Below are 12,230 nucleotides of genomic sequence, written 5' to 3' on the forward strand. Positions count from 1 at the left end.
CTAAAAGTTTTTGCGCCAGCAAAAACTGGCGTGGAATGCGCTTGGGGTTACAAATGCCTATATGCCCACTATATGCGGGTTAGGCGTCAGCGGACTGGGCTGCCGCCTAACTTTGAGGCATGCAACGGGCGCTATGCGGTTGAACTGCAACGAAGTGAAAGTCGTGCAAAAAAGTGCACACCCTATACGGCGCAAAGTTCAAGAAAGTATGATTGCCGCTTGGCGGCGGCAAGGCTATAGTGAAAGAAGTAGTGGAAAGCTGTTGAGAGCCGGATCCTCCGCAATCGCTGCCTGTGAATTTGGTCAGGTTCATAGAATCTGTGGTGAAGCGGAACCTCCCCTCATGAGCGAAAAAAGTAACATTTGATTTTATCCGTTGATAGCGCTTACGCCAACGATTAATGACAGGCTGGGTGACGCATAAGTATTCAGCCGTTTTTCCAAAACGTTTAGGAGGGTTCCACACTATGGACTGGAAACAAAATAAGCAGCCTTCATCCGAATACCGAATTCACCCGTTTTGGTTTTGGAACGGAGAGATGGCGGACGATCAATTGGAGAGACAAATTGCCGAAATGGCGGATAAAGGGGTAGGCGGATTTTTCTTATGCGCCAGACAAGGCATGACGATCCCGTATTTGTCGCAGGCTTGGTTTGCTAAGGTGCGTACGGCGGTGGAGAGTGCCGAGAAGCATGGCTTGCATGTGTGGCTGTACGACGAATACCCGTATCCGAGCGGCATTGCGGGCGGAGAAGTGACGCTGACGCTGCCCGAAGCCAAACATTATACGCTTGTTCAACGGTCAGAGCGGGTCGCAGGGGGATCTCAGCTTACGCTGGAGCTGCCGTGGGCGCGCATTTTGTACGCAAAGGCCGTGCCGGTGAGCAAGGAAGGCGCAAGACTATGGGAACAAGCGGTTGATGTGCGCCATACCATCGGCAATTTTCAAGCGGATCCGGTTTTTCAAAAAGCAGGTCTCACGGCATACAATCAAAAGCGTTTTTTCACCTATCGCACGATTTATAAAATGATTTGGGACGCCCCTCCCGGGGACTGGGAAGTTGTTGTATTTCAGGAAAAAGAAATCGAGGACTTCAAATATTACGGCACCTTTGTAGATCCGTGCCATCGCGAAGCTATGGCTGAATTTATCCGTCTTACTCACGACAAATACGCCGAACATCTCGGCGATCATTTCGGCAAGACCATTAAAGGCATGTTTACCGACGAGATCGGTTTACTGGGACATATTCCGTGGTCGCCTCAGCTGCCCGCTTATTTCCGCGAGCGGTGCGGATATGAGCTGCAAGAGCAGTTGCCTGCGCTTTATTGCTCCGATCACCCCAACCGGGCAAAAATCCGCTACGACTTTTTTCAAACGGTGCATCTGTTGCTGCGGGAGTCCTATCACAAGCAAGTGCATGACTGGTGCGAGCGGCACGGCTTGCAATACGTGGCCGAAGTGCCGGCAGTGCGCATGACAACGCAGCTGTTCAGCCATGTTCCAGGGGGAGATTCCGCTCACGAAAAGCTGGGCAGGCCGCTGGAATGGATTTTGAATAAATATGCGGGAAGCTTGCGCGCCAACCCGAAAATGGTCAGCTCTTTGGCCCGGCAGCTTGGACGCAAACGCAATCTGATCGAATGTTTTCACAGCGTCGGCTGGTCGATGACGCTGCAGGATGCTAAATGGATGATAGACCGGATGGCGGCGCTTGGCACAAATATGTATAACTTCCATGCGTTTTTTTACACGTTAAACGGGATGGTGAAACATGACGCGCCGCCTTCGCAATTTTTGCAAAATCCGTATTGGCCGCATTTTCGCAAGCTTGGCGATTATACGGGGCGCATCAGCAGTCTGATGAGCGCGGGACAGGCGGATATTCGAATCGCCGTGCTTGATCCGACGACTACATTATGGGCGCATATGGGCAATCCGTTTCACGGATTTCAATACGGAGGCAGCGAAGCTGGGGAAAAGGCCCGTCTGGAGCGGCTGCAAAACGATTGGGAGACGATCGGAATCCGGCTGCTGCAAAATCGCCGGGACTACGATCATCTGGATCCGGAGCTGCTGCAGACGGCGGAGTTGTCCGCCGGAGCCATGCACATCGGCGATGCCCGCTACGAGGTGCTGATCGTGCCGCCGCTGACCAATATGGAAGCGGGGGCATGGGTGAAGCTGAGGCAGTTCGCCGAGCAGGGCGGGACCGTGATTGCAATAGGACTGCTGCCCAGCGACCGGATCGAAGAAGGCAGCCCGGATGGGCAAGATTCAGCCGACTTTTTCGGGACCGATTCGCGTCAGTCGGGTGAATGGTATTGGGGGCAGGAACTTGCGGAGCAAGCGGATAATCGTCAGGAATCGGCTGCAAGCGGGAAGCCAGAGCCGCAGCCATGGGAAAAAGGGCAAGGCAACGTTTATTTTATTCGTCAACATGGCCGCGAGGGTCAGGATGCGGCGATGCATGCTCTGGTGGAGCTGCTTGAACGGGTGTCCCCTGCTGCGGTCAAACTGGAAAGCGGCGGGGCAGAACAATCATTTTTAATGCAAACACGGCGTTTTTCGGATCGTGCCGGAGCGGTATTTGTAAGCCATCAGGAGGATGGGACACTGGAAACGACGCTGTGCATCGATTCGCAGCGGCTTGGCTTCAGCTTTCCGGTCGGCCATTCCGGATTTGAATTTAGCTTGTACGATTTGGAGACCGGCGACTCGCAGCCGGTGGCTGCATCCAAGGGCGACAATGGAATCTGGCGTATCCCGCTTTCTTTTGCTCCATACCAATCGCACTTGATCGAATGGTCCGTGCCTGCAATGTCTCTGTTGGAGGAGCAGCCTGCTCCGGAACCTAACCCTGTAGCTGCGAATGCAGTTTTATGGACACTTCAGCGTCAAGGTGAGTGGCAGGTGAAACCGCTGGCCGGCAATGCCATCCGCTTCGAATCGTTTGGCTTGACCATTGGGGCGGGAACTGACATGGGCAATCTCCAAAAACTGCCGGTCAAAGCCAAAACGTTCATTGACCAATGCGACGATTTGTCGGCTCAGTTGCAGTTGCCGGTTGCGTTCAGGCAAACGTTTGGCACTCCGTTCCGTTTAAGTGTCGGTTATCCGGTGGCTTGTACGTACCAAACCGAATTTACGATCGAGACCATGCCTAAGAGCTGCCGCCTGCTTATGGACGAAGCGGCGATTTCCGGCGAATGGATGCTGTATGTGAACGGACATCCACTAACACGGGAGCATTTTTCATATCAGGAGTTATATGACCATAAAAATATCGCCTGCGACGTCGTCGGTTACTTGCGTCCGGGGCTTAATGAGCTGACAGTCGCGCTGCAGGTGGAGCATGACTGGGACGGAGTTGTTGATCCGCTGTATGTAACCGGTCCGTTTGGAGTCCGCTTTGACGAGCAAGGCCATCCGGTGATGACGGCTCAGCCGGAACGCGTAAGCGGGCTGCCGGAAGTATTTTGCCCCGGTTATCCGTATTACGCGGGCACTATCGGCTACACGCGTACATTGGATAAGCGGGAGCTGCCGGAAGGCGCGGAATTTGAATTGCAGCTGGAAGGTTGGACGGTCCACGATACCGTGGAGGTGCTGCTTAACGGCCGTTCACTCGGAGTGCGCCCGTGGTCGCCTTACCGCTGGTTTGGTTCGTCGCAGTGGTTGACCGAAGAGAGCAATGAGCTGGAGGTACGTGTGACCTATTCACTTGCGGGACTACTCGAGGGCCGTTATTTCGACGACGCTTCACATTCGCTGCTTCCTGTACAGCAGTTTGGCGGCAACGGCCGTTAAACGCACTATGTGTAAGTACAGCGCGACCTCAACAAGGAAATGATGAAAGGAGCTGTATGCGCAGATGGCGGAAATCTCCAGAACAGCGGCGGCCGCAAGCCGGTCTGCGGCCAAATCCCGGCTGTGGAACGACCTGAATCGGGATAAGTATTTATATTTGCTGGCATTTCCGGGATTGTTGTTTTTCCTTGTGTTTAAATATGTGCCGATGTGGGAAGTTGTCATCGCGTTTCAGAATTACTCGCCTTTTACGGGCATTATGCACAGTCCGTGGGTTGGCTTGCAGCATTTTGAAAAGTTTTTCGCCAACCCGGATTTTTATTTGCTGTTCCGCAATACGATGGCGATTAATGCGCTGAATCTTGTCTTTTTCTTCCCGCTGCCGATTGTTCTTTCACTGATGCTTAATGAGCTGCGGAGCGCGATTTATAAAAAGCTGGTGCAATCCATCGTGTATATGCCGCATTTCTTGTCATGGGTGATCATCGCGGGGCTGACGTTCCTGATGTTCGCCAAAGGGGAAGGCGTCGTCAACAAAATATTGGAAGCGTCCGGCATGGAGCGTATTCCGTTTCTGACGAGTCCGGACTTGTTTTGGCTGATGGTGACACTGCAGTCGATCTGGAAGGAAGCGGGCTGGGGCACAATCATCTTCCTCGCGGCGATCGCCAGCGTCGACCCGCAAATCTATGAAGCGGCGCGAATGGACGGGGCGGGAAGATTCCGCCAAATGTGGCATGTTACGCTCCCCGCTATCCGCAGCGTGATCGTCGTGCTATTGATTTTACGGCTCGGCCATATTATGGATGTAGGTTTCGAGCAAATTTTCCTGATGTACAATGGGGCCGTCTCCAAAGTGGCGGAGGTGTTCGATACCTACGTGTACCGGGTCGGCATTCAGCAGGCGCAGTTCAGCTACAGTACGGCCGCCGGCCTGTTCAAGTCGGTGGTTGGGCTGGCCCTGGTCCTGGTCGCCAACTGGATCGCCAAAAAGTGGGGCGAAGAAGGCGTATTTTAATGTGGTGATGACATGCTTATGAGGCTACTGAAAAAGTAGCGGAGTGATCGAAATCATGCTGGAGAAGCGACAGCGTTCGCTTTTGTTCCCGAATTTCACCAGCGGAAAGCAGGTAAATTCAAGAAATTCGGGGACAATTGGCGATCGTAAGCATGATTCGCTCATGCAGCGTTCACTTTTTCAGTGGCCACGATGTTTACGAAGCAGGCTTTGCATAGGCAAAGCCCAGTAGATGCTTACGATGCGATTTTTTTGCTCACGCAAAAAAATCTTAGGAGGTTCCCCCTATGAAACAAGCTTTAAGCGACAGGATGTTTAACTCTGTCAACTCGATCCTGTTGGGGATCGTCGCGGTGGCGACTTTTTTTCCGCTATATTATGTGTTTGTCGTTTCGTTTACCGATCCGACGGAATATTTGCAAAAGAAGTTCGTGTTGTTCCCGCACAATTGGTCCCTGGACTCGTATAAATACATGCTGTCGTCGAAAGCGTTTCTGCGCTCGCTTGGCAACAGCGGTTTTCTGGCGACTGTCGGCACCGCCTGCAGTCTCGTTGTGACCGCAGCGCTTGCTTACGCATTGTCCCGCAAGCGGCTGCGCGGACGCAAGACGATTCTGCTGCTGATCGTGCTGACGATTTTGTTCAGCCCCGGCATTATTCCGAACTATATGGTCGTGCGCCAGCTGCACCTGATCAATAGCATCTGGTCGCTCATTATTCCGGCTCTGGCGAGCGGCTGGAACGTCATTTTGATGAAAAGCTTTTTCGACAGCATTCCCGCCGAGCTGGAGGAGTCGGCCGCCATTGACGGCTGCAACGACATCGGCATCTGGATTCGCGTCATTCTTCCGTTATCGCTGCCGTCGCTTGCCGCGTTTGGACTGTTTTACGCGGTCGGTTACTGGAACCAGTATTTTACCGGGCTGCTGTATTTAAACGACGCCTCGAAGTGGCCGATTCAGGTGCTGCTGCAAAATATCCTGCTGAATGCAAGCAACAGCGACTTGGCCGTTTCCACGACGACTTCGACTGCGCCGCCGTCGGAGACGCTGCGTATGGCTGCCGTCATCATCGCCACCTTGCCGATCCTGGTTGTGTATCCGTTTCTGCAGAAACATTTTGCCAAGGGAGCTATGGTCGGTTCCGTCAAAGGGTAAAAGGATTTTGGCGGCTCGTTGTTGAACTGTTCTCTATAGAGGTTGAACACGCACTCATAGACGATTTTTATTGATGACGGGGGGACGCTGATGACGGGGCCGATTGCGAAATGGTTCAGGGCGGAACAGGACTCCCGCGGCTACAAGCGCAGCTTTTACCGCAAAAGCTTGTTAATGATCGCGTTAATCGCCTGCATTCCGGGACTTATCGTGGGAGCCGGCATTTATTTCGCCGCCACCAAGCAGATCGAAAACGAGCTGCAGCGGCTGCACCAAAGCCAGATCAAACAGCGCGCGGAAAATATCGACGACCAGCTGGTTTATTTGGAGCTTACTTTTTCACACTGGACGTTTGATCCGAAATTCGACCAGAGGCTTAAGGACTTGGACTTTAAATATAAATACGATCAGGTGCAGGAATTGTACCGGACGATGATCGTGATCGAGGGTTCGCATCCGCTGATTGAAAATGTGGAGCTTTATCTAAACAAACCACGGCTGCTTACGATGAATAAGGAAAAATATACGTTTCTCACGGATCCGGCGCAGATCGACAAGTACAATGCGTTTATGAAGCAGAACAAAACGATATTCTGGACCGACGAGATGAAGGATCAGCCGGGGGCGGACGGAAAATCGGCGCTTACGCTGGTGACGAAGCTGCCCGGCGGCAGCACGGAGCCGTTCGGCGTACTTGTCGCTACGCTGGATAAGACGAAGCTGAGCAAGCTGCTGCGTACGCTGACTCCTTACAACGAGGGTTCCACGCTGCTGATGTCGGGAGACGGCGGCTGGGTCATTTCCGGCGGAGACAAAATGACCGAGCTGGATAAGGAGCTGCAAGCCGAATACCGCAAACGGCAGGGCAAAGCGGAATCGTTTCTGATGAACTATAAAAATGTCACCTATTCCGTTTCTTCAGGCACGCTCACGAGGCTTGGCACGGCATGGGTGTATTTGTCAGCGGCTCCGGTGACGGCGATTACTTCCCCGGTTGTGTTTATTTCCAAGCTGATCGTGTTTATCAGCCTGGTAGGACTACTGCTTGCGCTGCTGTTCTCCTGGCTGGCATCCAACCGGCTGTATACGCCGATTGACCGGGTGGTGCGCTTGCTGTCCAGGGACCGGCGAACGATGCAGCGGTACGAAAACAAGGACGAATTCGAGCTGATCGAAAAGCAGTGGAACGAGCTTTCGCGCGAAAGCGAATCGCTGCAAGGCAAGCTGGAGCAGCAGCTCCCGCTGGTCCGGGAAGGGTTTATGCTGCAGCTTGTGCAGGGCTACCTGTTTTCCTACTCGGAGCGGGATATTCGCGAGAAACTGAAAACGTACGGGCGCGATGCGGACGGCCATTCGTTTGTCGCCGTGATGATCCAGCTGCGCGGACTGTCCAGCTTGGAGGGCCGGTTTTCCTCGGGTGACGAGGAGCTTGTTTCGTTTGCCGCGGCCAATATTATTGAAGAATTGGCGCAAAATCTGCTTTCCGGCGCAGAGATCATCAACTTCCATGACATGTGCATCGGCGTATTGATTCACGTGTCGGAGGACACGCCGGGAAGCGGGTGGCAGAAAGAGCTGCGCGACTGGGGGCAGGAGCTGATCCGTGTGATCGGCCGGATTTTGAAGCTGCAAATGACGATTTCGATCAGCAAAGCGACGCCCAGCGGCAAGCAGATTCCTTATATATTCGAGGAAGCCCGGCGTGCGCTCAGCTACCGTACCTTGCCGGAGGGCAGCCAGGTTATTGATCTGGAGCTGGTCGACAAAACCGATATGCAGCGCAAATTCAGCTATCCGTTTTCGCTGGAAAAAGAAATCATTCATTCCATCCGGATGGGCTCCGAGGATGCTGCGGCCGAGCTGATCGGGCAGTTTTTAAGCGAGCTGTCGCAGGACGGGGCCACCGAGCTGATCGTGCGGCAAGGCATGCTGCAGCTGCTTGGCAGCATTTTGAATGCGATGGTGCATTCGGGAATGAATCCGGTGTATATGTTTGCAGGAGCGAATTTGTTTGATGAGCTAAGCCAACAGAACGGGCCCGAGGACAACCTGAGGTGGTTCAAGCACCGGATTGTGCGCGCTTTTATTCAGGAGCTGATCAGCAAGCAGGATTTTCATCTGAAGCAGATGGTCGAGCAGGTGATTTTATATTTAAATGAGCGGTATATGACCGACCTGTCGCTGGAATCGTGCGCCGATTATTACGGAACGAGCCCTTATACGCTCAGCCGTGCCTTCAAGCAGATCACGGGAATCAATTTCATCGACTATTTGACCAACATCCGGCTTGTGACAGCCAAGCAGCTGCTGAAGGAAAGCGAGCTGAAAATTACCGAAGTGGCTGAGAAGGTCGGCTACCAGCAAAGCTATTTCAACCGGATTTTCAAAAAGTATGAGGGCGTTACTCCCAGTCAGTTCCGGGACATGGTCCGCGAAGCGTGAGAAAACAGCACGCTGGAGCGGACCTTGCGTTTGAGCCCTGCTTTACGTTCTACACCCTGAACCTGACGATCATTGTCTGCAATTGCTCCGACAAAACGGAAAGGGTGGCGGCTGAGTTGGTGATTTCCTGCATTGAGGCTAGCTGCTCTTCCACCGCTGTCGATACATGCTGCGTGCCGGCGGAGGTTGTTTCCGCAACGTCGGCAATGACGCCTATCGAATGAACGACCTGCTCCGAGCTTGCCGACAGTTGCTGGGAGGCAGCGGATACTTCCTGAATTTGGCCGGCGACTTCGTTAACCGACCGTTGGATCCGGTCGAACGCTTCTCCTGCAATACGAACGGCAACGATGCCTTCCGCCACTTCCTTCGTTCCCGCTTTCATATATTGTACGGCATGGCCGGTTTCCGCCTGGATATCCGTTATGATCAGCGCAATCTCCTTAGCCGAATCGGCAGTTTGCTCCGCCAGCTTCCGCACTTCCCTGGCTACGACGGCGAACCCGCTCCCATGTTCGCCGACTCTCGCCGCTTCGATGGATGCGTTTAAGGCGAGCAAATTGGTCGTCTGAGCGATACCGGTAATTGTGTCCACAATGCGGCCGATCTCCTGGGAACGCCGGCTCAGGCCTTCTACCGCTTCGGCAAGTCTCTCCACCGTATCTTGAATGGAATTCATCTGCTTAACGTTCATCCGGATCGTTTGATTTCCTTCCGCAGCCAGCTCCGAGGCGTCCATAGCGGCGGAATTTGCGCTTTCCGCGTTTCTGGCGATTTGACGGATGCCGGAAGACATTTCGCCGATCGACTTGGCACTTTCATCCACATTGCGGGCTTGTCTCTCCGTACCGGCGGCAACCTCCTCCATCGTAAACGTGATTTGCTCGGTCGCTTTGCTGATTTGCTCCGTACCGGCATTTAATTCCTCCGAAGAAGCGGCAACGTGCTTCGCCCCGGTCTGGACCTCTCGGATCAAGCTGCGGAGCTGCGCCGTCATTTCGTTAAACGAAACGGCCAGGTCGCCGATTTCGTCGCGGTTTTTCACATCGATCCGCTCTGCGGTAAGGTCTCCGGCCGCGATGCGCTTGGCGGATCGGGCCATAGTGACAATGGGCCTGGAAATGATTCTCGGAACAAACCAAGATAAAGCTGCTGTCAGCACTAACGCCGCTATGCTGATCATATCGACCAGACGTTTTCCTGTTTTGTACTGGTTGGCGGAAGCTTCCATCGCTTCCGCGGATTGTTGTTCATTAAGATCGATTAATTGCTCAAGCCGCTCCAGCGCGCTATTAAAGGAGCTTCTTGATTCGCTGATCAGCTTATCGGCGGTTGCACTGTCATTTTGTTCCCCGGCTTTGAGCACCTTGGGAAGAATCTCCGACATGGTCTGACGGTCTTGGAGAAAGCCCTCCCAGATGACCCGTTCCTGCTCGGAATCCACAAGAGGTTTGTATGTATTTTCCGTATTCTGTATATCGGCTGCAGCGGTGTCAATCTGCGATCTGAGCTTTTCTTTCGCTCCGGCATCCGTTTCCATGACCCATCTTAAGGTCAGCCGTTCAACGTTAATAAAATCGGCCTTCATATCGCCAAGCAGTTTCATGCTCGGCATATAAGAGGTTTGCACCTGCTCGGCATCCGCACCCATGTTCATCATTTTTGTAGTGGATACCGCCCCGATTGTGCCTACACATAAGAGGACAGACAAAAAACTCAGCCCCAGCTTTTTTCCTACCGTAAATTTGATCATCTTCCAGCACCCCGCCTTTTGCGTTTCTTGACTTTCGTTATCGTCTGTTGACCTGTAACGAAGCCTATTGTAAAGGCGCTTGCTTAAACCACTCTGAATGTAAATTGAAAATTTCCTGAAATTGCTAACAAACAGGTGAAATAACGCAAATCGGCGCGGCGCAACTATGTACTGGTCGTGCAACAAAGTCTATACCGGCAAAAATCGCGACTGCAAGAAAGTGCGATTGTCTGAAGATACGGCTTACATTACAGTTGACTTAACGTCAGCGAAGGCTGATGATCGAAGAACGAGATGTAGAGGTTTACGAAGCCAGTTTTTGCTGGCGCAAAAACTTTTAGGAGGAGTCATCGTGAGCATAAGAAAAAACATACCGTTCAGTCTCGCCGCCGTAATGGCGCTGTCGATGCTGGCGGGCTGCGGCGGCGGTACAAATGAAAGCGCTGCACCGGCCGGCAATGCCAGCACCCCGTCCTCTTCGGCCGCACCTGCGGGAACGGCAAGCAAGCCGGAGGATCCGCTCCAGCTAACCATTATGACAATTTTGCTGACCCCTACGCCGGCAGCCGACGACAATCCGATCAAACGGGCGATCGAAAAAGCGACCAATTCCAAAATGAACATTCAGTGGGTTTCCTCGAACAGCTACCCCGACAAGCTGAACGTGACGCTGGCCTCCGGCGACATCCCGGATCTGACTTACATTAACGATCCATTTTCACCCGTATTCCGCTCGATGGTGCAGCAGGGGGCATTCTGGGACATTACGAATTATATTAAGGACTACCCGAATTTATCGGGCAAAATTTCCAAAACCGCCTGGGATCTCACGAAAATGGAGGACGGCAAAAACTACTCGATCCCCCGTCCCCGCCCTTCTGAAGCCGACAGCTTTTTTATGATCCGCAAGGATTGGCTGGACGCGCTGAATCTGAAGGTGCCGACCACAACCGACGAGCTGTATCAAGCGCTGAAGGCGTTCGCCGAGAACGATCCGGATAAAAACGGCCAGAAGGATACGATGCCTTTTGCCGCAAACGTCAACCCGACCGATATGGGATCGCTTGCCCAAATTGAAAACGCCTTTACCGGCGCCAACGGCAGCTGGAAGCTGGTTGACGGCAAAATGGTGTTTACCGCTTTCCTGCCGGAAGAAAAGCAGGCGCTGGAGTTTTTGCGAAAAGCGGTGCAGGAGAAGCTGATTCCCGAAGACTTCGCGTCCATGAAGGGGACGCAGGTAAAAGATCTGTTCAAATCCGGCAAAGCCGGCATGATCAATGATAAAGCGGGCACGCTGATGGATTATTACAACGATATTAAGAAGGCGGTTCCGGCTTTCAAGGAAACGGATTTTTACCCGATCACTTCATTAAACAATTATAATCCGAAAGGTCCCGGTTTTGCCGGTACACTGGCCATTCCGAAGAAAGTGCCGGAAGCCAAGATGAAGCGTATCTTGAAATTGGTCGACACCTGGATGAACGACGATGTGTTTAACATCCAAACTTACGGCTTTGAAGGCACGCATCATACCGTGAAGGACGGCGTTAAAGTCGTTGATTCCAAGAAACTGCAGGACGACAACGGTCCCGACTTTAACCAAATCGTTTACGTTGCCGACCCGTATGCCAGCTCGACGAAAATCTTTTTCCAGAAAGAAACCAACGATTTGTACAAAAAGGTTCAGGACGACCGCACGAAAAACAGCGTAGCTGACACCAGCATCGGTTTATTCTCACCGACGGCGCAGCAGTTCCTGCCGGAATTCCAGAAAAATGTGCAGGACTTGAAAACAAAGGTGCTGCTGGGAACTGTGCCGATGACCGCATGGGACGAATACGTCGCCAAGATGAAAAACGACCCGAACGTGGTGAAGATGAGCCAGGAAATGACCGATGCCTACAATAAACGGGCGGGCAAATAACGAATCGCTGAGGCGGCATTTTAAGGGCGAACCTGCCTAACGAGATGCCGTCTTTTTTGCCGGGTGCGATGCAGTTGGTTTAACAACGCGAAGTGGCATTGGCTTTATTTGCGGATTGGCACAA

The 12,230-nt window shown here is 52.9% G+C and carries 6 protein-coding genes; 5 read left to right on the forward strand and 1 reads right to left on the reverse strand.

The window, feature by feature from the left end; translation table 11 throughout:
- Window positions 1–467 precede the first annotated feature (467 nt).
- The 4 genes from EYB31_RS32715 (at window position 468) to EYB31_RS32730 (ending at window position 8,429) form a co-directional block, all read left to right on the forward strand.
- The gene (locus tag EYB31_RS32715) at window positions 468–3,812 is read left to right on the forward strand and encodes a glycosyl hydrolase (RefSeq protein WP_165452738.1); all 3,345 of its coding nucleotides are present in this window, start codon (window positions 468–470) and stop codon (window positions 3,810–3,812) included.
- A gap of 64 nt (window positions 3,813–3,876) precedes the next feature.
- The gene (locus EYB31_RS32720; RefSeq protein WP_131017710.1) at window positions 3,877–4,830 is read left to right on the forward strand and encodes an ABC transporter permease; all 954 of its coding nucleotides are present in this window, start codon (window positions 3,877–3,879) and stop codon (window positions 4,828–4,830) included.
- 287 nt (window positions 4,831–5,117) lie between these two features.
- On the forward strand, window positions 5,118–5,987 hold the full coding sequence (locus EYB31_RS32725) for a carbohydrate ABC transporter permease (RefSeq protein ID WP_131017711.1): 870 nt from the start codon (window positions 5,118–5,120) through the stop codon (window positions 5,985–5,987).
- 90 nt (window positions 5,988–6,077) lie between these two features.
- On the forward strand, window positions 6,078–8,429 hold the full coding sequence (locus EYB31_RS32730) for an AraC family transcriptional regulator (RefSeq protein ID WP_131017712.1): 2,352 nt from the start codon (window positions 6,078–6,080) through the stop codon (window positions 8,427–8,429).
- 49 nt (window positions 8,430–8,478) lie between these two features.
- Here the strand turns inward: EYB31_RS32730 and EYB31_RS32735 are convergent, their stop codons facing one another.
- On the reverse strand, window positions 8,479–10,182 hold the full coding sequence (locus EYB31_RS32735; RefSeq protein ID WP_131017713.1) for a methyl-accepting chemotaxis protein: 1,704 nt from the start codon (window positions 10,180–10,182) through the stop codon (window positions 8,479–8,481).
- A gap of 352 nt (window positions 10,183–10,534) precedes the next feature.
- Here EYB31_RS32735 and EYB31_RS32740 point away from each other — a divergent pair, with 352 nt between their 5' ends.
- Window positions 10,535–12,106, forward strand: coding sequence for a type 2 periplasmic-binding domain-containing protein (locus tag EYB31_RS32740; protein ID WP_240763125.1), 1,572 nt, complete (start codon window positions 10,535–10,537; stop codon window positions 12,104–12,106).
- Window positions 12,107–12,230 lie beyond the last annotated feature (124 nt).

The sequence above is a fragment of the Paenibacillus thalictri genome, assembly GCF_004307995.1.
GTDB lineage: Bacteria > Bacillota > Bacilli > Paenibacillales > NBRC-103111 > Paenibacillus_AF > Paenibacillus_AF thalictri.

What these genes read in the sequence shown, in the direction of transcription:
- EYB31_RS32720 (WP_131017710.1), top strand. Translation starts at nt 3,877, where the DNA reads ATGGCGGAAATCTCCAGAACAGCGGCGGCCGCAAGCCGGTCTGCGGCC.
- EYB31_RS32730 (WP_131017712.1), top strand. Translation starts at nt 6,078, where the DNA reads ATGACGGGGCCGATTGCGAAATGGTTCAGGGCGGAACAGGACTCCCGC.
- EYB31_RS32735 (WP_131017713.1), bottom strand. Translation starts at nt 10,182, where the DNA reads ATGATCAAATTTACGGTAGGAAAAAAGCTGGGGCTGAGTTTTTTGTCT.
- EYB31_RS32725 (WP_131017711.1), top strand. Translation starts at nt 5,118, where the DNA reads ATGAAACAAGCTTTAAGCGACAGGATGTTTAACTCTGTCAACTCGATC.
- EYB31_RS32715 (WP_165452738.1), top strand. Translation starts at nt 468, where the DNA reads ATGGACTGGAAACAAAATAAGCAGCCTTCATCCGAATACCGAATTCAC.